The following is a 23,237-nucleotide window of genomic DNA, read 5'->3' as shown; positions in this document are numbered from 1 at the left end:
GCTCGTTCTTCGGTCATGGATCGATCGCCATATTCTCTTTTTTAGCTCTCTCCTCTGGGTTTTTGAGCATTTCGAGCCTGCCTAAGTCTTCCTGAAAACGGAAAGTTTAAGGGCTGAGTTTTCCCCTGTTTTAATGAAGCAGGGAAGTATTGAAGGAGTTTTTGAAGAAGCTTTAGTGATATTTGTTTGGGCTTTAGACTTTAATCCAAATTTCACCTTTGTGTTCATATTATCAGAAAGCATAAAAAAAGCAAGTGTAAATTATAACTATTTTAGGAATTACGCATTTTCCACCTGTCATTGCGTGGGAAACGAGCCTGTAGCGGATGTTTCTGGTTGAGGCCGGAATTGCTATCCCTTTGCAAGGCGTAAGTCATAATTAAGTTGCCGTAAAAAAGTTTACACAAACTTTACGATCGCAAATAGAACTTGGGTGTATGGTAATCGTGTGAAGAAGCAAAAAATTATAGAAATTACGCATTAACAAAGTATTTGTCCGATCGCCCGCCTGACCGTTAGCAAAGCGCGGCAGATGTCAAGCGATCGCCCATTCAGAAAATTTGTTAAGTTTGCGTGAATTCTCAAATAAACAGAAATTTTTGACGATTATTGAAAAATCCTTGTCAACAAAGGATTTTGGTTGAATGTCTGAAGGCATTTAATTAAGTTGTTGCGATCGAATTCATATTAATCAGGGTGCAAAAGTTATGGGCTGGCTAAATTTTGGTGGCAAAAAACGCAAAGAGGCTCAAGATTTTGGGAATTCAAGTAAAACAAAGAGTCGGAAACGACCGAAAAGTTTTAGATTAGAAACAATTGTGACTCCGAGTGTGGGGGTTGGGGGTTGGCTGCACGAGTTTGACTACTTGCATCAGTTATTGGGTTCTTTGTCGCTGTCTGATTTAGATTTACCTAATTTCTTTGCTGATAGCGGTGTTTGCCCGATCGACCCTTCTGGAGATCCAACTAACAATCTACCGCCGCTGATTGATTTTGACCCGCTGGGTTTGCAGCAGCAGCCCCTGCCTCCTGAAGCATTCGACGTTCAAGGGGCTTTTGATACATTACCGCCTCCGGTGATTTTGCCGATCGATCCGCCTGGGGAAGAAACAGAGCCGGTTGTGACTCCGGGTGATTTGTCAAGCGTCATTGAGTTTACGCCAGAGATGGGCTTCCTAGAAACCCCAATTGAAGTTTCTGAGGGTATCTGGTTTCTAGGAGGCAAGAGTCCAGAAGAACTCAATCTCAGGAGTTCCTCTTCCAACTTGGCTGCTGCTGACACAACTAATGCCGATCAGTTGTGGAAAGGTGGCACACTGGGGTTGAACCTTGATGGCTCTGGAGTAAAAGTTGGGGTTTGGGATGAGGGTAGCGTTCGGGGAACACACCAAGAGTTCACTGGGCGAGTCAGCTATGGTGACTCTGCTGAATATAACGGTCACTCAACTCATGTTGCCGGAACTATTGGGGCTGCTGGAGTGAATGCAAATGCTCGTGGAATGGCTAATAAGGTCAACATTCAAAGCTTTGACTGGAATAACGATCAAGAGGAAATGAAAACTGCCGCTCAGAATGGCATCTCTTTAAGTAATCACTCTTACGGCAACATATCAGGGTGGACTCAGGGTATGTTTAAGTGGACAGGGTTTGGTGATGTTCGTATTGACACTTGGTTTGGCGATCGTGGACGCTTCAGTGAGAATCAGGATTTTGGAAAGTATTCAGGCTTTAGCAGTTCTCTAGATAAGGTTCTCTATGAAAATCCTAATTTCTTGAGCATTTGGTCATCAGGCAATGATCGAGGCGAGACATTCAACAATGTAAACAAAGACAATACTTATGTTTCCTACTTCTCGCAGAATCCTGGAATTGCTGGATGGAAAGGTGTGGGTTGGTATCGTGTACCCAACTCTGGAGTTACATTTGCACCTGGTTTGGATGGTGGGTTGGGTGGGTATGACTCACTAAATCCCGATCACACAGCCAAGAATACGTTAGTTGTCGGTGCAATCCACCCCATTACTAAAGATCCCTACACGAAGTCGGATGCTTCCATTGCTAGTTTCTCGAATTTGGGATTGACAGATGACGGTCGCCTTAAGGTTGATGTGGTTGCTGATGGTATTAATGTAACTTCATCTGGCTATGCATCTGATACCAGCTACTTCACAATTTCTGGAACCTCAATGGCTGCTCCGAATGTCACTGGGACAGCAGCACTATTGGCACAACACTATCAAAATCTATATGGAAAGACTCCCCTCAGTGCAACTTTGAAGGGAACAATCCTTCACACCGCATTTGACGCTGGAAACGTTGGGCCAGATTACATCTATGGCTGGGGTGTAGTTGATGCGGCAGCGGCAGCACAGTTCCTAGACAACGCAAAGAAACAAACATCAAGTCGCCTAATAGAAAGTACCTACAGCGGTTCGGTACAGACATACCCCGTAACGAGTAACGGCATCGATCCTCTGAAAGCAACCATTGTCTGGACTGATCCAGCGGGAAAACCGCATGGTAATGGTTTAGATGAAACTACTTCTGTGCTTCTCAACAACTTAGACATTTGGATTACTCGACCAGACGGTACAAAGTTCTATCCTTGGACACTCGATCCAAATAACCCATCTGCCTCGGCTGTTCGCAACAAGCAGAACTCTCTTGATAACGTTGAGCAAGTTCTCATTGATGCTCCTGTTGCTGGCACATACACAATCAATGTTGGTCACTCAGGAGCTTCATTCAACCAAAATTACTCACTGCTAATAAGTGGTTTGGGTGTTGCAACAATTCCTAAATCAACAGTCAGTATAGCTGCGACTGATGGCTCGGCAGCAGAAACCAAGGCTGGAGAAACGCCGAATCCGGGGAAAGTCACCATAACCCGTAGCGGTGGTGACAATAGCAAGGCGGAAACTGTTTACTACACCTTAAGTGGCACTGCTAGTAATGGTGTTGACTACTCTGGTTTGAGTGGCACAGCAACCTTTGCTGGAGGTCAAACGAGCCTCGATATTTCGATTGGCATCGTTGATGACGCAATTGTAGAAGGAACTGAAACCCTAAGTATTTCCCTCACGGGAAATAGTAAATACAGCCTAGGTGCTTCAACGATTGGCACAATATCGATCGCTGATAATGATGCGCCGCCACCACAGAATCCGATCGGTAAAGGTTCACGCGCACCAAATTTATTCATAGATGCCTACAACCGCATCAACGGTCAAGGGCGCGGTCTCAAAGCTCAAGGTGATGCTTATCGTTGGGGCAATGGCTGGACACAACGCTTCCTCGACACCAATAATAATGAAGTGATGCTCATGCTCGAAGATGCTCAAAGCCAAGCTTACGTGATATGGGGAGAAATTCTCAAAGAGTACAAAATTGTGGGTGGTCCTGTTGGGGCAAACCTTCCTGGCGGTGGCTGGGCATATCTCGGCTATCCCCGCTCTGACGAAAAAGGCGGCACCAGCAGCAAAGGCTCACCCCTAGCCTTACAAGAATTTGCTGGTGAAAATGGTAAAGCACGGCTTTACTACCATTTGAATAACGGGAATCGAGTTGCTACCTGGGGAAGCGTCGGTGCTTACTACATCAATAGTGGTGGTCACAATCACTGGTTAGGAGCGCCAATTAAACGGGAATACATTGACGGGGACACCATTTTTGCTGATTTTGAAGGTGGTCGTATTGCCTTCCGAACCAGTGACGCAAAGACAGAAACTTTACAACCAGGTCAAAAGCCATCTTGGCGATAAGATACTTCAAATATAACTAGCAACTAGAAAATGGGACGATCGCTTTTTTCAGGGTTTTTGGAGACAGGGCGATCGCTTTTTGGGTATCGAGAAAGTTAATCGCCCTTTCCTCCTCTTTCTCAAAAAAGGGATCTCGCTCTCCTCAACTCAACGTCGGCGCGATCGCCCTTTTGGTAACGAGCAATCTATCCTCTTTCATGTCCCCCCCTTCTTAAGGGGGGCTAGGGGGGATCTGGTCTCAACAATCACCCTCAATCAAACCCAACAACTCCCCACAAACCCCCTCAAAACTCTGCAACACCTCAACATTCGTAAACCTGACAACCTTCAATCCATACCCCTGTAAAATCCCGGTTCTTTCTGCATCATATAGTTTCCCTTGTTCGGTAAAATGACTCTCCCCATCAATCTCAATTACTAACAGTAAAGCCGCACAATAAAAATCTACGATAAAATTGTCGGTCGGGCGCTGTCTCAAAACTCGAAAAGGGAAATTTCTCAGAAAATCCTGCCACAGTTTTTTTTCCGCTGGAGTTGGATTTTTCCGCAGTTGTTTGGCGATGGGGATGAGTTTTGGGTTGTATGGTAGGTGGAAGTTTGAGTCGTTTAATAAAGGCATGATCCCCCCGAATCTCGGCATGATCCCCCCTAACCCCCCTTAAGAAGGGGGGGACAAGATGTTCATTAAAATTGTCGGCGAAGGGGCGATATTTAGGGAATAGTTTCAGAATTAGTTTATCTCAAACCATGTCTACTTGACAACTAGGGCGATCTTTTGGGGATAGGGAAAGGTCGATCGCTCTTTTGTTATGAGTCAAAAAGTGCGATCTATCTTGCTGTTTTCGTCAATATTTAAATTATAGTTTTGGGGCGAGATTTAAGAAATAATTTCAGACATTGACTGAAAAATTAGCAGCCTCAGCATCGTTAATTGCCTGCCTCAACCGCACCAAACGCCTTTGTCTGCTGTCATTTTCCAACTGCATTGTAATGTCTTCTAATTCCAGAGTCGCTGCTTCCATTGCTAAACGACTGCGGCGCAAATTAGCCAATAATCTCTTGGCTGTTTCAGGATTGGGAATACGCGGTTGGCTAGTCATGGCAAATTCCACTCCGTTTTCACTTCTTGAATACTCCGTTCCATTGCCGGAATTTCGATTTGGATGCGTTCAATAGATTGGTTTACTAAGTTTAGCATATCAACCGAAATTGTGGGTTGAGACTCAGCTATGCGTAACTGAAAATTAGACAGCCGATTAAACCAGGGTGTAGCACGTTCAGCCACACTTTTCAGTTCATCCAGAAATGGTATCGTATCACTCGTTTCTCCAAAAAGTTCAAATAGAGTCAATTCTGCTGCTGTTGCTGCGTCAACAATATCTAGCAACTGGCGTTTCAAATTCCAGATAATTTCCGCAAGTTCGTTGGGGAATTTTGCCATACTTGCACGCTCCTCATAACTCGTCAATCATTGTAATTATAAACGATCGTGCAGTCCGCGTGCGAAGCTATCCCATAGGAAATCGCTTTTTGGGGATATGGAAAGGGATCTCGGTCTTGTGGATGGACAGGGGCGATCGCTCTTTGGGGCTGTGAGTGCGATCGCACTTCAACTCATTCTATTCTTCTACATTCTCAAATTCATCCATTTGCAATGTATACTGCAATGCTACCTGTAATCTTGATACATAATCTGCTGAAAGAGTGCCCAATTTTTTGATTAATCGCTCTCTATCGATGGCTACTATTTGATAGCAAAGCACGACTGAATCTTGTGTTAAACCACCTTCACCAGTCGGTAAAATAATTGTCCCCGGTATTTGAGCATCGTCGCAGATTACTTGTTATGGTAATTACTACTACTGTTGTAGTAAAGCGGTCTAATGTATCTCGCTGTACAATAATGACTGGTCTAATTCCTGCTTGTTCTGACCCTCTAGAAGGATTCAAATCTGCCAAATAAATATCTCCTAGCATCAGATTTTATCCTGTTGCTGAAGTCGAGGCAGATAATCACTTAAGGCGACTTCTGCAAAAGCTAAATCCTCGGCGGCAAACTCAGCTTTTAGTATCGCAGCTTCTTCATCAGAAATGTCATCCCATTCTCGAAATAATTGTTTTTTATTAGCAGATTTTTGAAGTAGATATTTTTGAGTAGCTTGCTGTTTGTCAGCCAGATATTTCCAGATTACGCGCTCGAGTTCCTGTAACTCTAAAACTTCCAGCATTTCAAGCTGATTAACAATTTGTTTGAGGATTGCCTGTGACATAGGTTTTCACTTTTTGCGCTTGCCTAGTTTGTCTATTATACAACTATTCGCGTCCAGTGGGTTAGCGATCGCTCTTTTGTCATGGAAAGCTCGATCGCTTTTCTCGATCGAGGAATCTCGCTTTTTGCTTCGAGGAGGGGCGATCGTTTTTCTAAGGAATGGAGCAAATTTATGGTAGAGAAACGGGTCAAAGCCTGTGTCCCTAGAGCGTCAAAATATAATAAACTTAGTAAAAGCACTCGCCTTCAAGATATCCAAGCCATGAAGCTTATTTCTTTATCAGCACATTTTGATGGGCAATCTATTCAGCTAGATGAACCCTATAAGCTTGAACCAAACATAAAACTCATTATCACAGTCCTCCCGGAACAATTAGCAGAACGCGAAGCCTGGTTGTGGTTGTCAAGGCATCAACTAAACAAGGCCTACAATCAGAACGACGATTACCCGCTCAATGCAATTAAAACACCAAATCCTGACTATGCAGGAAGCTGATGTTGTTCTCACCCCAATTCCTCAAGCTGACGGGAAAATTAAGAATCGTCCAGTCATCCTTCTGAGGGAACTACCTCCTTATGGAGATTTTTTAGTTTGTGGTGTTAGCACCCAACTACATCAACAGGTTCCAGATTTTGTCGATATTATTTCCCCTTCAGACCCAGACTTTGCTGCCAGTGGTTTACGGTCTCAATCGTTAATTCGGTTAGGTTTCCTTGCTGTATTGCCTCGCAATCAAATTATCGGTTCTATTGGAGCTATTTCATCGCAAGCGACATCAACGCTTACTAAAAACTCTGAATGATTATCTTGTGAATTAGGGAGAAGGTCGATCGCTCTTTTTGGCATAAAAAGGTCGATCGCCCTTTACTCCTTTTTCTCGATCGAGGGCTGCATCAGCAACTAGCGCAACGACTGAATTATGCTGCCTAATATTTTATCTGATGACCTCGATCGCATCGAGCAAGCCATTCAACTCTCCTCACTCAAAGTCTCCCTTCTTAAGGGGATGCGAGGGGTATCGAGACTGTTGCTCCTACCCGCACCAAAATACAATTTAGATGCGGGATAGCTTACTTAAAAAAAAGGGGAATCTAATCGGCCAAATCGGGGAAAACCTCGCGCACGGCCGGATGCACCAATCGGTGATTCTGCACGTTCAATCCCTTCGCCAAACTCGGATTCATTTCCAAAGCTTTAATCCCGTTATTTGCCAACTGCAAAACATAAGGCAAAGTGCTGTTATTCAAAGCTTGAGTCGCAGTCCAAGGCACGGCACCGGGCATATTTGGCACGCCGTAATGCACAACTCCTTCCTCAACATAAGTAGGATTTGTGTGAGAAGTTACCCGCAAAGTTTCCACGCAGCCGCCTTGATCAACGGCTACGTCAACAATCACTGAACCGGGGTGCATCTTCGCAACAAATTCGCGAGAAACCAGCACCGGAGCTTTTTTACCTAAGACCAAAACCGCACCGATTAACAAATCAGCATCGGGAACAACTGCTTCAATTTGCAAAGGACTGCTGTAGAGGTATTCTACTCTGGAACCGAACAGAGTTTCCAGGTAGGCTAGGCGATCGACATTTACGTCTAATATCTGCACTCTCGCGCCCATTCCTACAGCAATTCGCGCTGCTTCTGTGCCGACAATGCCGCCGCCCAAAATCACAACTTTACCCGGTCTCACTCCCGGTACGCCGCCCAAAAGCACTCCTCTGCCACCTTGCTGTCGTTCCAGAAAGCGAGCTCCGAACTGCACGGCCAAACGCCCTGCAATAATGCTCATCGGCGTTAGCAGCGGCAATTTTCTGTCCGGGAGTTCGACGGTTTCGTAGGCGATGGCCTGGACTCCGCTGCTGATTAAATGCTGGGTTAATGTGCGATCGGCCGCCAAGTGCAAATATGTAAACAGCAACTGCTCTTTTTGAATCAGCGGATACTCAGCAGGCAGCGGTTCTTTAACTTTAACAATTAGTTCGCGCTTCCAGACATCGGAAGCATTTAAGACAATCTTAGCGCCTGCTTCAACGTAGTCCTCGTCCGCAAAACCGGCCCCAGCACCAGCATTCGTTTCCACAAAAACTGTGTGGCCTTTGTCCGAACAAGCCCGGACACTTGTGGGGCTGAGCCCGACTCGAAACTCTAAATCCTTGATTTCCTTGGGGACGCCTATTTCCATCTATAACCTCTAATCTCAGGCATACGTCGATCGAATCTAACCTAAAAACCATCCCCAGCGGGACAATACCATTGTAGATTTTAGATTTGGCAATCCGGCTGGGCTATGAGAATTTTTGTGGGATTTTCTGCCAGTGCGATCGCAATTTCCCAAATTGATCGTTTTCCATACAGTCGATCGTCTTTTTAGCTTGTTCCTACTTTATTGGATATGCGTGGTCGGCATTGATATACCCTAGGCCAAAATACTCGTAAGTAAAGCCACTTAAAATAGTTACTCTACATTTACCTTTTATACCCCTTTTTTTTTGTGTGACTTACTTTTTCTTTAAATGACTCCAAATTATAATCAATGAGGGGCAGTTGTTGGGGCTGGTAAGATAAATTATTTTTTAGGCAAAGCGCCCGTATTGAGTACCCACCTCAGCAACCATACTATCTTTAGATATTGCAACATCTTCGCCAGACTTTCAACTAACTAGGTAGGTGCAAATAAAATTTTGACATTTTGGCAAACTTATAGGCTAAAAAAAATGGTAAAAATCTCAACAAACAACCCGAAACGGTATAAAGTAGATGGTGGTTCTAGAGATTTGCTTATAAAAAAACTAACTTATAGAGAGTTTGGTGTCAATATATTTGATCGGTCACTTATAATTTAACAGGCATAACTCGCCCCCATATCTAAACAAATGCCACGCATACCTACCTTAACATTCGATCGCGGAACGCTGCTGCTACACCCGCCGCCCAAAGGCAGAGACTGGGTGGACTTTGCGACATGGGACGATCGCGTGGAAAAATACCGCATTCGAGCGATTCACTACCGCCCGCTGGTAGAATGCCTCCAAGCCGAGTGCATTCACTTCACCGACGAAGCTAGGGGATACGAACTACTCGAACTCGTACCCAGCGTGGAAATGCAGCCTTACCCACATCAAGAACAGGCCCTCGCAGCTTGGCAGGAAGCAGGAAGCCAAGGAGTAGTCGTCCTCCCCACCGCTTCCGGCAAAACTTATCTGGCACAATTAGCCATGCAAGTCACTGGTCGCAGTACATTAATTGTAGTACCAACTCTCGATTTAATGCACCAGTGGTATGCTAATTTAAAAGCAGCTTTTCCCGACATCGAAATCGGATTGTTGGGCGGAGGTTCGCGGGACAAAACGCCAATTTTAGTCGCAACCTACGATAGTGCAAGTATTCATGCAGAAACCTTGGGCAATAAATACGGTTTGCTGGTTTTTGACGAATGCCACCATTTGCCAACGGACTTTTATCGAGTAATTTCCGAATATGCGATCGCGCCTTTTCGACTCGGATTGACAGCCACACCCGATCGCACCGATGGCCGCCACAGCGATTTGCATTTCCTGATCGGCCCGACAGTATTTAGCAAAAGACCCGAAGATTTGGCAGGCGATGCTTTAGCCGACCATAAAATAGTTCAAATTATGGTAAAACTGTCAACAGAAGAAACCCACCGCTACGCCGAATTAATCAACATTCGCAACGACTTCTTAAAACAGTCTAACATCAAAATATCTAGCCTCGATGGTTGGAAACAGTTTATCATGGCAAGCGCGCGATCGCCCCTGGGACGGCGCGCCATGCTAGCCCACCGCCAAGCCAAAGAAATCGCCCTTTGTACCGAAGGAAAACTGCGAATCTTAGCCAAAATACTAGCAGAACACTCTCCCCAGCGCACCCTAATTTTCACAGGAGACAACGCCACAGTTTACCGAATTTCCCAAGAATTTCTCATCCCCACAATAACCCACCAAACCCCAGTCAAAGAACGCCACGAAATCCTCGATCGCTTTCGCAGCGGCGAATACAAAACCCTCGTCGCCTCCCACGTTCTCAACGAAGGAGTAGACGTTCCCGACGCCAGAATTGCTATCATATTGTCAGGAACCGGCAGCGAACGCGAATACATTCAGCGATTGGGTCGAGTTCTCCGCAAAAGCAGCGATGTAAATAAGTTAGCTATTCTCTACGAAGTCGTCACCGAAGACACCAGCGAAGAAAGAACTTCTCAACGCCGCCGAGGAGGAATGCAGCCTCACAAACCCCAACCACAAACACAAATAGAACCGCCAAAGCCTGAATATCACAAATTAGAAACTGTCAAACCGACACCGATTTACGGAGTCAACCGGGAGGCGACTAAAAAAGCAGCCGAATCACCAGCAAAATGGGGAGAAGATAATGATGAAATTCCCTGGTAGCAAGCCTAAACTATTTCTGAACACTCTCTTTCTTTCTTTCTCCCTCTTCCATTCGCGTTCTTCGCGACGAAGAACATCCCAACGCCGCTGAGGAGGAATGCAGCCTCACAAACCCCAACCACAAACACAAATAGAACCGCCCAAGCCTGAATATCAGAAATTAGAAACTGTCAAACCAACACCCATTTACGGAGTCAACCTGGAGGCGACTAAAAAAGCAGCCGAATCACCAGCCAAATGGGGAGAAAATTATGACGAAGAAAATAAAGATTGAATATTGCCAACTTAGTGTATAGCCTTAGAATGCCAAATTCGGCTCCGTTACCCCCTTTATGAAAAAGGCTCTTGAAAAATTTTGACCTCAAACTATACGGCTATTCTAGATTTGTAGTGGAAACGGTAGTGTGAGCGTCTCCCTCACGCAGGCTTTCGGGCCTGTACCACGGAAAGTTTTATTTTGATTATCACCTAAAACTCAGGAGAGCCGGGGCTTTGGCAATCCTTACCGGCAGTTTACCGCCATTGTGCCATCTGCTACACCGATTTTTGGGAAGCTGATGAGTTTGATGGGGTTGTCACCTCGTGAACCCATACAGTGTTTAGTTTTCCCACTGATTAACCAAGCGGTTATAAAAATTATTATTGCTTTGTCATCTATCTAAGGTATGATATTTTTGTAAGATAAGAGTTAATAAAGATGCAATAGCTCATCAATATTATCCTTAGCTCTATAGTAGACGAATAAATTGGCTGTTCTGGATTTGTGGTGGAAACGGTAGTGTGAGCGTCTCGCTCACGCAGGCTTTCCGGCCTGTACCACGGAAAGTTTTATTTTTATTATCACCTAAAACTCACGAGAACCAACTACAACGTCTGCCGAACTTTATCCTCGAACGTAGTCAGGGACAGACTAAGAGATCGAGGGGGTATTTAAGCCGGATTTGGGATAAACAACTAATTCACAGCTCTAACTAATTCCTAGGTATTGCTGGTGGGATTTCTCATGTCTTCGTACATTCATCTTTCAGGGATCATATACTAATGGCGTCCAATAACTTGTTTGATTTGACGAGCGGTGTCGATATTTTTACGATCGACTCCAAAGTTCCGGCCGGTTTTGGGATTCGAGCGCTCCCAGGAGCAGATTCCATTGTCGGCTCCGATCGCCCGGATTTGGTCTATGGGAACGACGGATCGGACTCGATCTCCGGTGGAATCGGGAACGACAGCCTACAAGGTGGACGCGGAGCCGATCTGCTGTTGGGCAATGCAGGAGATGATTATCTCCAGGGAGAACGCGGTAATGATGTTATCTATGGCGGTGAAGACAACGATACATTAATCGGTCAAGAGGGAGACGATTTCCTAGCCGGGGGTGCTGGAGTTGATAGTCTCATTGGCAGCGATGGTTCCGATGCTTTTGTTTTGAATGTCGCTGATGCTCTAACTAATCCGGCTCTCGCCGATACGATCGCCGACTTCAGCGATGAAGAGGGCGATGTCATTGCTCTGACGGATGGAGCAGGTGATGCCCTGACTGAAGCCGACGTAACGCTGGAAGCGAATGGCACCGATACATTCATTCGGCTGAAAGCAACTGGTGGGATCTTGGCGCGGGTGCAGGGAGTCAGCCCTGCTAGCCTGAGTGGCTTATTCAGTACCGTCAAAGCGACACTGGACGATACGGAACCGGGGGCTACAGTGCTGGGTTCGATACCGGGAGGAGCTAACCTTCAGGGATCAGTGGGCGATGAAGATTATGCCGACTTTTTCCAATTCCAAGTAACGGAAACGAGCATTGTTGACTTGGGCTTGAGTGCGATGAGCGCAGATGCGGATGTGGCACTATATAAGGATAAAAACGACGATGGGGAATTGGGGGGAGATGAAATCCTCTCCGCATCCGAGCGATCGGGCACTGCAAATGAAACCATTGAGAACATCACCTTAGATCCGGGTAAATATTTCCTATCGGTGGAGGCATTTGAAGATAATACCAACTACAGCCTGAGTTTGGCAGGTGTTGCCGGAACTGTAGCAAAAGATTTGGCCGGCGATCGACCCAGCACGGCACGCCTGCTGCCGCCAGACGGTGAAGTGGAATTGCACGATTATGTGGGCGGGACTGATGCAGTGGATACCTATCGCCTGGAAGTGCTCAACGGGGGGTATCTGGATCTGTCCACCGATAACCGGAAGCCGGATCTAAACCTGACCCTGTGGAGTGATCGCAATAGTAACGATCGGTTGGATGCGGATGAGATTGTTGCCCAGGGGACAAATGAAATCCAGGAGGATAACATCAACCCCGGTACCTATTACGTCAATGTCAGCGCGCCCGGTGCTCCAACGCCCTACGAAATTGCTGCCATCTCCGAACCGGGCAGCCGGGTGGACATTGAAAACTATGACGCGCTTTTTCCCGGCATCCCCACGACTGGCACCCTCACTCAAAACGATGACTTCGATCCGGAGGATCAGGAAAACTACGCCGATCCCTATCTGTTGACGGAACTGGCGGCTGGGCTAACGGTGACAGTGACTCAAGAATCGCAGGATTTCGATGCTTATCTGACGGTGGTGGATTTGCTCACGGGCGAAGTGGTGGCTAAAAACGATGACATTAACACCAGCAGCGGAGACTTCAATGCTGGGGTGAGTTTCACCACGGAACAGGGGGGTCAATATGTGGTGTTTGCCTCCAGTGTGGATGCTCCGGGCTTGGGTGACTATACTCTGAATGCGACGGTGACGGGAACGCCGGTGGCAAACGCGCTACGCAGTGCGAGTGCTGAAACTCTATCGCCAAAACCAGTCTTTACTAACCAGAGCGAGAGCCCGCCTAAGACCTATAACTTCACCTATGCGCCCCTCACTGGTGGTAAGGTCGATCCCATCCGAATCACAGACATCAACCAGCAGCAGTTCGGCGACTGCGCCTTTCTCGCATCCGTGGCGGCCACGTTTGGCAAGATCGACAATCTCAGCGCTGCTACCACTGCGAAGAGTTCAGTGCTCGGCTCCATTACTCCCAAGGGTGACAACTACACTTTCAAGTTCTACAACTACTTAACAGGCACAGGGAAGGAGGTCACCGTGGACAACCAGGTGGCGACCAACGAAGGTCTAGTCTTTGGGACGGTATGGCCGACTGAGTTTGCCGCAAAGCCGAGCGACGCGACGGGGCAACCCATCTGGGCCCCCATTTTTGAACGTGCTTACGCCAAGTTCCGGGAGGAGGAGAAGGGTTCCGATAGCAATGGCTATGATGTGATGGGGAATGGCGATCAAGCGGGGATTGCCCTCAAACGGGTGACAGGTAAGAAGGTCGAAACTATTTACTGGAAGGAGGGCAAAAATTTTGTGCTGGTCGACAGTCAGGACGAGGGAGGTTCCTATTCCTCGAAGGCTCTGACTGATGAGCCGATACTGACTCCTGAGCAGAAGGCTGAGAAGGAGAAGGCTGATAAGAATCTGACTCCTCAGCAGAAGGCTGAGAAAGAGAAGGCTGAGGAGGAGAAGAAGAATAAGGAGAATGCTGATGAAGTTTTCAACCGCATTCAAACTATGTTGGACACTAAAAAAGGCTACGTCGTGGCTGGGGCACCCTTGGGTGCCGAGCAGAGATCTGATAACGTGTTGATTGGCGGTCATGCCTACAGTGTCCACAATGCCTATACCGATCCCAAACACGGGAAGATGATCCTAGTGCGGAACCCCTGGGGGAAGGACAATAGAGGTGTCGCGAAGGCGCCGGAAGATCCGAGTTCTAACACTAAGGATGGGTTTGTGGCCATCACCTTCGATCGGTTTTTAGAGAACTTTTCTGCGCTGAGTCTGTCCGAGCCATAGTACCGATCGCTTCTTCAAAACCCAACTGTTAAGCTGGAACAGATGTAGGTTGGGTCTCGTTTCGCGAGACCCAACCTAGTAAACGGCTGTTGGGTTTCCGATTGTCAACCCAACCTACGCAATAGGTTCCAACTCGTACCGACACGCAATTTTGGGCTGCGCCTCAATTAGAGGTCTTTGAGTAATATCCTCTTCTATGATTGTGGCTACACTAAAATTAAAGGAAGCTGGAATAAAATATCATCAACAACTAATTCACATTACCTAACAATGAGCGAGACTGCACAACTAACTAACTTTAAAATTTTCCCCAAACATACAGGAGTTTGGGAGGGAGACTGGACAATACTCGATGCCGACTGCAAAGAAACCAGGCGTTTTACAGCAGTTGTTACCCAGAAAATAGTTGATAACGAGTGGAGGCAAACTAACCTTCAAACTTATGCCAATGGCCAGAGTGAAACCCAAAATTTTGTGGGTTATGTTGTCGGGGAAGGGCAAGTGCAAATTGAAGGTCTGGACTCGGTTTTTCCCAACTACAATACACTAGCGACAGAAGTTGGAGATGATTTGATAATTTTTCAAGTATGGGACAAAGCAACTGGCTTTATGAGGGCTGTTGAAACAATCCATCTTGTCAGTTCCGATCGCCGAATTCGGACTACCCAAAGCTTGACAGAAGAGGGAAAACTTAGGGGAGTTATGGTGATTGTTGAACAAAAAATTGAGTAAAACTTTTCACTGCTTATGCTACCCACTGATTTATTAAGTCACCGCCAAAACGGAGAATCAATCATCCCTCTCCGCCTCAAGATAGATGCTAAAAACTTAGAAGCAGCCACCGAAACAATAAACTGCTTCCAAGAGTCGATCGGCAAAACCCAAGGCGAACTCGACGGACGCTTGCTAGAATTAGAAGGCGACAGCCCCGATTATCGGCTGAAACGGGGATTAGCGCACCTGCTGAAAGGCGGTTTCTGCACCTTGGAAGTCATCAGTCCCCTAGAACCCTCAGAGTTGAGACAGCGCGTTTTTGCCTTGTCTGCGCGATCGACTCCCAGCCCTCAATCCACCCAATTAACCCTGGAAAAAGTAGCAAGTGAACTCAGCCAAGACTTAAACAGAGAAGTTTTGCCTCGCGAAATCACTACAGGTTTATACGCGGATTTAAACGAAAACAAAATCCTCACTGAGTTTAATGCACCAACTCCCGAAAACTTGCTTCACAAATACAATCTTTCTCAAGTTCAAGGCATATTTTACAGAGCAAGTCAAGTCCAATTAACCGCCCACCGCAACGATCCAGGAGAATACAAACTCTTATTTCGCTATCTGAAACTATTTCAATTAATGACTTACATCGAAGGCGATGCAGACCACGGTTTTACACTGACAATAGACGGCCCTACAAGCTTATTCAAACCCAGTACCCGCTACGGCTTAGCCCTGGCGAAAATGCTGCCCGCACTGCTGCACGTCACCAAATGGAGTATGCACTCGATACTGCACACAAAAGACCCTTTTAGCGGCGTTTTGAAAACAGGTAAATTCACCCTAAATTCCGACTGCGGTTTAGTCAGCCACTATCCCCCTGGCAAGCCTTATGATAGTATGTTAGAAGCAGCATTTGCTGAAAGATGGAATTCCACAAAAACCGAGTGGCAACTAGAACGAGAAGTTGATTTAATTCCGATTCCAGGTAGTGTGATGATTCCCGACTTTCGGTTAGTGCATCCCGACGGACGAGTGTTTTTATTAGAAATAGTTGGCTATTGGCGGCCGGAGTATTTGCAAAAGAAATTTGCACAAGTACAGAAGTCTGAATGCGATCACTTGATTTTAGCTATTTCCGAACGGCTGAACTTAGAAAAAGCCGGGGTGAATGTAAATGATGTGCCAGCAAAAGTAGTCTGGTTTAAAGATAAATTGTTGCCCAAATCAGTCCTGGAAGTCCTCGAATAGAGTTCTCGGCGGTTGAAACCGCGACTACACAAACAAAGTCCGCCTGCGCGGACTAAGAAATAAGAGGGATATTTAAGTCAGATTTGGTATTATACTAAAGTCACCTCGATCGCCAAATCCTCTCTCATCCTAAAACCGATTGAAAAATGGCAGACACAAGTATTGTCGAAAGAATCAAAAAACTTTTAGCCCTAGCCACCTCATCCAATGAAAACGAATCGACTGCTGCGGCCGAAAAAGCTTCCCTTTTACTGGCACAGTACAATCTCAGCCTCGCCGATTTAGGGCCAAATCACCAAGAAGAGATTGACGAAGACTCAGTTGAAACAACATCGAAATTTGTCACTTGGAAAATGATGCTGCTTTCGGGAATTGCCGACGCTAACGGTTGTACTGCCATGCGAAATACTTATAATGGCAGTATGTTTTTGGTGGGAAGTTCTACAAACCTGATTGTTTGCAAACATCTGTACGAGTATTTGAGTTCTGCGATTGAAAAAAGGGCTAAATACCGCAAAGGAAACGGCAGGGGGTTGGCGTATCTGAATGCTTTTCGGGTGGGATGCGCGACGAGGTTGAGACAAAGATTGTTGGAACAAAAACAGGAGATGGAAGAGTCGGGGATTCCGGGTTCGGGGGATGTGGCGGCGACTCCAGCGATTGTAGTGCGATCGATGTTTGAGAAAAATCAACAGGCGATCGCGGATTATCTAGAGGGCCGAGGGGTTAAAATTAGAACGAGAACAGATTCTCAAGTCAGCAGCGCGGCGGGTTTTAATTCGGGGTATGAAGTGGGCGACAAAATTAGTTTGCACAAGCAAGTGCAGCCGCAAGGGGATATGAAGCAACTGAATGAATGTCTTTGAGTTTATGTATAGTTAGCAATTCAATTTAGGCTGTTAATATCTGCTTCTGTTTTGGTGTAATAGATATATCTTGTCTAAAAAGACGGCGATATCTTTCACTTTTATTGCTGAAAATATTTAGTTTGAGGTAATAAAAAAGTCTCTTCGATATGCGCTTTTATTGTCGGACTAATATTACGACTACTATTTAGACAATCAACTAATAACTTATTCGCATCATAATACTGGCTTAACCGAGTTTTAGATTCTTCGCTGAGTTCCAAAGTCTGGCCTATATTGCGATACTTAATTGTTACCATTTTTACTTGCTCAAACCAATTGGGAAAATCTGTTTTAAACCAATTATTAAATTTTTCTTGGTTTTCCTCATCATCAGGTATTTCATCTTGGAGTTTTTCGAGCTGTTGCTTGAGCTCAGGTTTAAGTTCAAGGACAGCATCAAGCGTACAAGAACGGATAAGTTTAGGTTTATGGGCAAAGACTACAAAAAAATAAACTGCACTATCTATATCAAGAGCATTATTACTTCCAAAATAAGAAGTTTTATCCAGAGCATAAGCACACTTAAAAAGACTAGATACACGCGCTCGCATACTGTTAGAAAAGCGATCTACTTCACGAGCAAAATACAAACTCCGAACTGCCGCTAGTTTGAACGGAACTTTGTCTTGATTCTTCACTGACAAAGTTTTTTCATTTAACCATATAAAAAAATGCTGCAACTTTTGATCGTTGGGTATAATTTTATCAACTTCTGTTTTCATTAAGAGCATTAATTCATTAGCATTAGCAGACGGTAACATTTCCGCCGTCAATAAAAACACTTCTCGCCAGCGCTCTTCATTAATGTGGACGACTAATTTTTCTAAAAATTGTGGTTCTAAAGTATTAGCAAATCTGCAAGCCGTAAAATACTCCTGAAATGTGAGATGAGAAAAAGAGTAAATTTCTGTTGCGCGTTCCACCAGTAGTCCATGTTGCTCCGCAATAGACTTCAACACTGCTTCACTATCTAAATGTACTTGCACCGGAGCGTTTTTTTCATCAGTTAATTTAGTAAGACCGTTGGCGATGAGTTGCTGTATTTCATTTATCTCAAAAAAGTAATCATCTTTCTCAAATGCAATGGCTGCTACTTGACTCAATAGTTGTTTTTTGTTCCGCACAGGCAACTTTCGATAAACTTCATCTCGTTTAATATTCTTGGCTTCATCCCATCGGAAAAGCAGAATTTCTAATCCTTCTTCATAAAGTTTAGCTCGGCTAGAAGGAAAATTAGCTTTCTCTTGGAAAACTAAGCAGGCTAGATTGAGCAATATCGGTGTGCGTGCTAGTTCTAGAATTGATTGATGTTCTGAAAGATACAATTTTTCAATAAACTCAGCAGCTTGGCTTAAACCCTGCTCTCTAGAGTTTCTGGCAACTGCTACAAACCACTTTTTAGAGAATGCTTCTATTTGCTCACTCTTAAAATCTGCCACTTTAACATAAGTTAAATTTAAACTAAATAGCCGATTGGCAAGCTGAGACTCAATCCTACAACTGATTACTAATCTATTGCTAAAATATACTCTTGAAAAACAAGAGATTTCTGTCAAAACTGCATCAGCATTCTCTGGGTCTACTTCATCTAAACCATCTAACAAAATTAAAGCTTTGCCATGAAAAAGTAAGGTATTAATCTGCTCTTCCCAAATATCACAATTTAACAAAAAATTGTCTCTGATGTAATTGAAAAGGCTAAAATCACATTGATTACTGCTGGCAGTTATAGCAAAATATTTCAATTCTATAAAAAATGGTATAAGTTGAGGCTGAAACCTACCTTGGTTGCACTGAATGGCTAAAGACTTCAAAAAAGTTGTTTTTCCTGAGCCAGGTTCTCCCAGTACCATTAGCTTCATGTTATTTTCTGCTGCTGCTACATCTATTCCCGGTACTCGTTCTTGTTGTGATCTACCTAAATCAAGACGGTCAGACTTATCTATCGCTGAATTAAAAGATTGAAAATCAGAAATCGTTTTCCTACTATTGCTGGGAAGCTTTTCTAGAACGTTGATATCAATGTAAATATTATCTATTTCAACTGGGCGTTCAACATCTAAAATGCGTAATTGTCCGCACTGATCTTGAATCTTAGCATTGTGATAGGGATGCGATCGCACCCTTTGCACCAAGACATCGGGGTTATCCTCTGAAGCATCTTCAACCCAACCAAAATTCTGTTCTTGATCGACACTGGTGATTGGGTTTGCGATGTTCGCTTCCTGACCACCTACCAAAGTCTCATCACCATAGACAGATAGCTGCGATTCGTTAATCCCTTGAGAATTACCAGCACCTATCAACTCAGGCATTGACTTGGCAAACAGAGCAATTAACCCTGGTAGTTTGCGTTCTCTTTCATCTTGAAACTGAAAGTCCTTATAAAGCTGTCTTAAATTCTGCTGTACTGCACCTTCGCTCCCATCACAAATGTCAAGGGCAATTTTTGCCTTACTCTCACCCGCTAACACTCTCAGGAGTACCTGCTTGCGCTTGGGAGGTAGTTTATCGAAAATCTTTCTGACAGTTTTGGCATCCATATTAGGCGTTTCTCATAAAAATGAGATTTTTCTCACTACCAATATATGAGATTCCTAGCTGTCATGCTTAAAAAGTCAAGCCACAGAGGAAATTTTGATTATGGCAAGCCTCAATAATCGACAATCACCCAACTTCCCCATTCAACTAGAACTACCTGTAATGCCTCAGAAAATAGATCCACTCAAACAAATGGAAGAAGCAATTCAAAGTATGCTAGACCTAACATGGAAAACCGTGCTACTTCACATATCAGCACGCAGCGCTAAAGAACTGATGCGACAGCACGGAAAACTGATTGCTATCCATGATGACGAAGCCCGGATTAAAGTTTCCTCAACACCACTTTTGCTAATGGCAATTCAAAAACTTCCCGATGTTGAATCAGCCTTCAGAAAAGCTTTTGGCAAAACAGTCAAAATCCGTCTGGAAGTTTAAGTGATATCGTTTCCGGTGACAGCGTATTATTCAATGCTTTGCCCGCGTGCGGTGCGTGACAGTCAATAGTCCCACCGCCGCGAGTTAAAGTTTTCCCGTCACGCACCCTACGACTGATATCTTGCACAGAGTACGATCGCCCTCAATCAATCAATCAATCAATCAATCAATTCCGCTTCTTCAAAAATCTGTATAGTCGTCAACTCCCAACCAGGCAGCAACTCATCCAAAATTAGTGTATTATCCGTATAAACTTGACTCGAACCATCGGTCAAAAAACTTCTAATTAAAATAGCCTCTGGATCAATCACCCAAACTCGCGGAACGCCCGCCGCCAAATAATCTTTCGCCTTCTCTTCAAATTCCTTTATACTTTGATCCGGCGATATAATCTCAATCACCAGTTCAGGAATTGCGGGACAAGCTTCATTTCGCCGCCAACTTTTCGGCAGACGTGCATAAGAAATGTACGTTAAATCGGGAACAGGTGCCCAATCTTTATCCTGACGTTTTAACAAAATTGCCCATTCGGGAAGCACTCGCCCGCGTCCTTTACACCATACACGAATCAGGTCACACAAAGCTCCCTGTAAACTGGAATGAAAAAATTTTGGAGACACTTTAGGAACTGCTTCACCATCTACAAACTCACAATATAGATCTCCGTCGGGCAAAGCTAGAAATTCTGCTAAAGTGAGTTTGGTTCCGATGCCTACCATGACTCCCAGCCCTCTCGCTAATTAACTCCTATCATGTCCGATCGCTCACCCATAATACATTGGCCGGGGCGGGTTTGTGAGATTGTCCGTTTTTGGCAAATATTATTGGTGAACCCGCCCCTACAGGAATCAGGGTAATCGACCGGACATGATATCAAATATCAATTATACAAAATTTCCCAACATTCCTAGAAGTACGATCGCCCTTCTCTCTCTATGCCAAAATTGGAACAGGCATCCCGCCTGTGAATTTCTGTGAATTTCTGCGCCTCAAAAATCCCAATCCCAATTCCCCAAAAACAATAGCGGGGCAGGCCATCCAGCCCGCCCCGCATTCTCCAAAAGCCCCAAAACCATTCACTTCAACCAGGCAGGATGAGCCATCAAAGCTGCAAAAGGCTGCACTCCCCGCAACTGATTTGACAACGGCAAATGACCCCTAGGCGCGCTCAAATCCCAGATAAACTCTTGCGGGTATCGCGTCCAATTATTCCCCTTCTTCCAGCCAATTAGCGGCCACAACTTATCCCAATTCTTCCCCGAACCTAGCCAAATTTCCCGCTGCACTGAAAAGCCAAATTTGCCTTCAGAATGAACTTTCCACAGCGTATTAATTGTTTGCAAATCCGCCACCGGCAAACTCTCAACTTGCGTAAAATACAGCCACTTTCTCACTGAAGCTGTATCACCAGCCAATTCACAAAGCTTGTCTAAAGTCAAGCGATCGGCTTCTTGAAATTCTTGTAACGCCAATAATTGTTGCAGCGGAGTGTAATCAATGTTAGAGTCCGATCGCAGCGGCACAACCCCAGTCGGAAAATTCGCTTGCAAAAACTCCGCCACTCTCGGAGAACCAGCACTGTAAAGAATTTGGTAAGCCTTACCCATTACCGCAGTCGGTGCATCTGACTTGCGCTCTAATAAAAATTCCATCAATACATCCCAACCGGAATCTGCTATTTGTTGTTGCAGCAGTTGCAGTTGAGCTTTTTCCGAACCCGACCTCAACTGAGAGCGGAGTTCGGCTGTATCGGCCGCCGAGTCTAGAGGAGAAGTAGAAATCGAGTCAGTCATGAGAAACTATCAGCTATCAGCTATCAGCTATCAGCGATTAGCTGAAGCCCTGGTTTTCCCCCATTGTACAATGGTACTGACTCCGATTCACTTCTCTGTACTCGGATGCCACAGCGCAACACCGCCTGGTTTAGCCGATCGCTCCCACCCTCTTCGCCAATGGCAGCAATAGCAAATAAGTCTACCATCTGAATTTTACGATCGATGCCATGTCAAAGAGTTTTTCCTGAACCTAGTCGTCCACGATCGAAACCCATGCAGGGAAGGAAGGCGGAAAAAAGTTTATGTCATATTCCGACTCTTCCCACTCTTTGACCCAAAGCGGCACGGCGCCGGGGCTAGGAGTTGCAGAAAAGGTGCGTTCTTTGACTTCTATCGAGTGAAATAGCTGTTTTAAAGTATCTCCCCGATCCAAAGCTTCGCTGAGGATGTCGTCTAACTCAGGATCGACCCGTTTGACACGGTTTTTGTCCTCCTCCAGCCACAGAAGTTTCAAAGACTTCAGATCCCTCGGACTGAGGATGCTCTTGTAGTACACGCGCTTAAGGGTCGCTACGGGCTCCAATGAGCGTTCGATCCGGCGAATTTGCTGAACTCGCAGGTAGTGCCATTCCGCTAAACGCTTGCTTTCCGAAGGCGGGAGAGTACCCTTGCCCGCTGCGTGTTTGTAGTCGTATTTAATCAAACTGCAAGCCATATTGGCTAGCAGGTGAATCAACTGTTTTTCTTTGGGTGTCGCCTGACGCCTTTCCTGGGTTCTTGTCAATACGCGCTGTCTGCGGGTAGTTTCGAGAGTATTTTCCATTAGGTTTTTACGAGATGAAATACGATTGTGCCAGATCCAAATCCCGAACATCAGAAGGTAAGGAAGTTTACAGGCGGGGAAACTCCACCGACAGACTCGCCTTACCTGTTTATTTTCCCATCCACGGTTCTCGGAAACTGACCCCCACCCCCGGGATTAGGTAGACTGATATTGGGATCTAGTTTTAACCGCCTCGATTACAGGCGGTTGCGACAACAAACACCACCACAACTACAACCACAACCACAACCGCGCAAGAGCGAACAACACAAGAGCGCCAATTATTTCCTGTTTTTACCCGTTTTTACCTCTTCTTCGTCCCCATCCTCATTCGTTCCAGTGTAGTTAAAGTCGGGACAACTCTCCCAAGCCGTCAAACTCCTGGCTGATGAAGGTTGTGGAGCTAGCGCCGAAGCGCTGGCGCTGCCTGCCTGGAAAAAGCCGAAGCCAGCCGAGGCAATTACCCCTAATACTAAGATGCTGTTTTTCATGTTCGA

26 protein-coding genes and 1 pseudogene are annotated in these 23,237 nt (G+C 45.3%); 13 read left to right on the top strand and 14 right to left on the bottom strand.

Annotated features, from left to right (window positions below; genetic code table 11):
• Positions 1-707 precede the first annotated feature (707 nt).
• Entirely contained in the window at positions 708-3,761 is a 3,054-nt protein-coding gene (locus QUA00_RS17315; protein ID WP_333410399.1) for a S8 family serine peptidase, read from the top strand.
• 238 nt (positions 3,762-3,999) lie between these two features.
• Here the strand turns inward: QUA00_RS17315 and QUA00_RS17310 are convergent, their stop codons facing one another.
• The 3 genes from QUA00_RS17310 to QUA00_RS17300 all read right to left on the bottom strand — a co-directional run bounded on the left by QUA00_RS17310 (position 4,000) and on the right by QUA00_RS17300 (position 5,202).
• On the bottom strand, positions 4,000-4,380 hold the full coding sequence (locus QUA00_RS17310; RefSeq protein WP_333410397.1) for an endonuclease domain-containing protein: 381 nt from the start codon (positions 4,378-4,380) through the stop codon (positions 4,000-4,002).
• Positions 4,381-4,651: 271 nt separating this feature from the next.
• On the bottom strand, positions 4,652-4,861 hold the full coding sequence (locus tag QUA00_RS17305) for a hypothetical protein (protein ID WP_333058272.1): 210 nt from the start codon (positions 4,859-4,861) through the stop codon (positions 4,652-4,654).
• Entirely contained in the window at positions 4,858-5,202 is a 345-nt protein-coding gene (locus QUA00_RS17300; RefSeq protein WP_333144809.1) for a hypothetical protein, read from the bottom strand. The genes QUA00_RS17305 and QUA00_RS17300 overlap by 4 nt, the downstream gene beginning before the upstream one ends.
• A gap of 97 nt (positions 5,203-5,299) precedes the next feature.
• On the opposite strand from QUA00_RS17300, the gene QUA00_RS17295 reads away from it, so the two are divergent.
• Complete coding sequence (locus QUA00_RS17295; RefSeq protein WP_333144808.1) at positions 5,300-5,440, top strand: hypothetical protein; 141 nt, start codon at positions 5,300-5,302, stop codon at positions 5,438-5,440.
• On the opposite strand, the gene QUA00_RS36880 is transcribed toward QUA00_RS17295, so the two are convergent.
• Genes QUA00_RS36880 through QUA00_RS17280 form a run of 4 tightly spaced genes read right to left on the bottom strand, consistent with a single transcriptional unit; the run spans position 5,381 to position 6,222 of the window.
• Entirely contained in the window at positions 5,381-5,524 is a 144-nt protein-coding gene (locus tag QUA00_RS36880) for a type II toxin-antitoxin system PemK/MazF family toxin (RefSeq protein ID WP_445252072.1), read from the bottom strand. The two genes, QUA00_RS17295 and QUA00_RS36880, sit on opposite strands and share 60 nt — an antisense overlap.
• 25 nt (positions 5,525-5,549) lie before the next feature.
• Positions 5,550-5,738, bottom strand: a complete 189-nt coding sequence (locus tag QUA00_RS17290; RefSeq protein WP_333410395.1) for a type II toxin-antitoxin system PemK/MazF family toxin — start codon at positions 5,736-5,738, stop codon at positions 5,550-5,552.
• Positions 5,738-6,031 carry a hypothetical protein gene (locus tag QUA00_RS17285; protein ID WP_333058269.1) on the bottom strand — a complete coding sequence of 98 codons (294 nt, stop codon included), beginning with the start codon at positions 6,029-6,031 and terminating at the stop codon, positions 5,738-5,740. The genes QUA00_RS17290 and QUA00_RS17285 overlap by 1 nt, the downstream gene beginning before the upstream one ends.
• A gap of 35 nt (positions 6,032-6,066) precedes the next feature.
• Entirely contained in the window at positions 6,067-6,222 is a 156-nt protein-coding gene (locus tag QUA00_RS17280) for a hypothetical protein (protein WP_333234095.1), read from the bottom strand.
• A 70-nt stretch (positions 6,223-6,292) separates the two neighbouring features.
• On the opposite strand from QUA00_RS17280, the gene QUA00_RS17275 reads away from it, so the two are divergent.
• The 3 genes from QUA00_RS17275 to QUA00_RS17265 all read left to right on the top strand — a co-directional run bounded on the left by QUA00_RS17275 (position 6,293) and on the right by QUA00_RS17265 (position 7,100).
• Positions 6,293-6,526: a hypothetical protein gene (locus tag QUA00_RS17275; RefSeq protein ID WP_333306398.1), complete on the top strand. Its 234-nt coding sequence runs from the start codon at positions 6,293-6,295 to the stop codon at positions 6,524-6,526.
• Positions 6,513-6,833, top strand: a complete 321-nt coding sequence (locus QUA00_RS17270; RefSeq protein WP_333306396.1) for a hypothetical protein — start codon at positions 6,513-6,515, stop codon at positions 6,831-6,833. The genes QUA00_RS17275 and QUA00_RS17270 overlap by 14 nt, the downstream gene beginning before the upstream one ends.
• Before the next feature lie 117 nt (positions 6,834-6,950).
• Entirely contained in the window at positions 6,951-7,100 is a 150-nt protein-coding gene (locus QUA00_RS17265) for a hypothetical protein (RefSeq protein ID WP_333306394.1), read from the top strand.
• A 22-nt stretch (positions 7,101-7,122) separates the two neighbouring features.
• Here QUA00_RS17265 and ald read toward each other — a convergent pair whose 3' ends face one another.
• Positions 7,123-8,211, bottom strand: coding sequence for an alanine dehydrogenase (gene ald, locus QUA00_RS17260; protein WP_333144801.1), 1,089 nt, complete (start codon positions 8,209-8,211; stop codon positions 7,123-7,125).
• Between the two features lie 691 nt (positions 8,212-8,902).
• Here ald and QUA00_RS17255 point away from each other — a divergent pair.
• From QUA00_RS17255 to QUA00_RS17230, 7 genes and pseudogenes are all read left to right on the top strand, one after another.
• A complete protein-coding gene (locus QUA00_RS17255; RefSeq protein ID WP_333410393.1) occupies positions 8,903-10,441 on the top strand; it encodes a DEAD/DEAH box helicase family protein in 1,539 nt (512 codons plus the stop codon).
• Between the two features lie 97 nt (positions 10,442-10,538).
• Positions 10,539-10,715 (top strand): hypothetical protein, encoded by a 177-nt coding sequence (locus QUA00_RS17250; protein ID WP_333144799.1) that lies wholly within the window; start codon positions 10,539-10,541, stop codon positions 10,713-10,715.
• A gap of 204 nt (positions 10,716-10,919) precedes the next feature.
• A pseudogene (locus QUA00_RS36875) lies at positions 10,920-11,003 on the top strand (IS1 family transposase); the annotation flags it as partial.
• A 479-nt stretch (positions 11,004-11,482) separates the two neighbouring features.
• Positions 11,483-14,293 (top strand): C2 family cysteine protease, encoded by a 2,811-nt coding sequence (locus tag QUA00_RS17245; RefSeq protein WP_333410391.1) that lies wholly within the window; start codon positions 11,483-11,485, stop codon positions 14,291-14,293.
• Between the two features lie 270 nt (positions 14,294-14,563).
• A complete protein-coding gene (locus QUA00_RS17240) occupies positions 14,564-15,025 on the top strand; it encodes a DUF3598 family protein (RefSeq protein ID WP_333410389.1) in 462 nt (153 codons plus the stop codon).
• Between the two features lie 15 nt (positions 15,026-15,040).
• Positions 15,041-16,255 (top strand): DUF790 family protein, encoded by a 1,215-nt coding sequence (locus QUA00_RS17235; protein WP_333144796.1) that lies wholly within the window; start codon positions 15,041-15,043, stop codon positions 16,253-16,255.
• A gap of 146 nt (positions 16,256-16,401) precedes the next feature.
• Positions 16,402-17,121, top strand: a complete 720-nt coding sequence (locus QUA00_RS17230; RefSeq protein ID WP_333410387.1) for a DUF2786 domain-containing protein — start codon at positions 16,402-16,404, stop codon at positions 17,119-17,121.
• A gap of 101 nt (positions 17,122-17,222) precedes the next feature.
• Here QUA00_RS17230 and QUA00_RS17225 read toward each other — a convergent pair whose 3' ends face one another.
• Positions 17,223-19,706 (bottom strand): NACHT domain-containing NTPase, encoded by a 2,484-nt coding sequence (locus QUA00_RS17225; RefSeq protein WP_333410386.1) that lies wholly within the window; start codon positions 19,704-19,706, stop codon positions 17,223-17,225.
• 100 nt (positions 19,707-19,806) lie between these two features.
• Between QUA00_RS17225 and QUA00_RS17220 the strand changes: the two genes are divergently transcribed.
• Positions 19,807-20,142 carry a hypothetical protein gene (locus QUA00_RS17220; protein ID WP_333410384.1) on the top strand — a complete coding sequence of 112 codons (336 nt, stop codon included), beginning with the start codon at positions 19,807-19,809 and terminating at the stop codon, positions 20,140-20,142.
• A gap of 158 nt (positions 20,143-20,300) precedes the next feature.
• Here QUA00_RS17220 and QUA00_RS17215 read toward each other — a convergent pair whose 3' ends face one another.
• The 5 genes from QUA00_RS17215 to QUA00_RS17195 form a co-directional block, all read right to left on the bottom strand.
• Positions 20,301-20,861, bottom strand: coding sequence for a Uma2 family endonuclease (locus tag QUA00_RS17215; protein WP_333410382.1), 561 nt, complete (start codon positions 20,859-20,861; stop codon positions 20,301-20,303).
• A 357-nt stretch (positions 20,862-21,218) separates the two neighbouring features.
• Entirely contained in the window at positions 21,219-21,935 is a 717-nt protein-coding gene (locus QUA00_RS17210) for a GUN4 N-terminal ARM-like repeat domain-containing protein (protein ID WP_333410381.1), read from the bottom strand.
• Between the two features lie 23 nt (positions 21,936-21,958).
• Positions 21,959-22,123 carry a hypothetical protein gene (locus tag QUA00_RS17205; protein WP_333410379.1) on the bottom strand — a complete coding sequence of 55 codons (165 nt, stop codon included), beginning with the start codon at positions 22,121-22,123 and terminating at the stop codon, positions 21,959-21,961.
• 44 nt (positions 22,124-22,167) lie between these two features.
• Positions 22,168-22,740: a hypothetical protein gene (locus tag QUA00_RS17200; RefSeq protein ID WP_333106046.1), complete on the bottom strand. Its 573-nt coding sequence runs from the start codon at positions 22,738-22,740 to the stop codon at positions 22,168-22,170.
• A 281-nt stretch (positions 22,741-23,021) separates the two neighbouring features.
• Positions 23,022-23,231, bottom strand: coding sequence for a hypothetical protein (locus tag QUA00_RS17195; RefSeq protein WP_333410378.1), 210 nt, complete (start codon positions 23,229-23,231; stop codon positions 23,022-23,024).
• Positions 23,232-23,237: the final 6 nt, after the last annotated feature.

The organism is Microcoleus sp. T2B6 (assembly GCF_036700475.1).
Lineage (GTDB): Bacteria > Cyanobacteriota > Cyanobacteriia > Cyanobacteriales > Microcoleaceae > Microcoleus.
The sequence above is the reverse complement of the archived record's forward strand: the minus strand, read 5'-3'. Positions and strand labels throughout refer to the sequence as shown.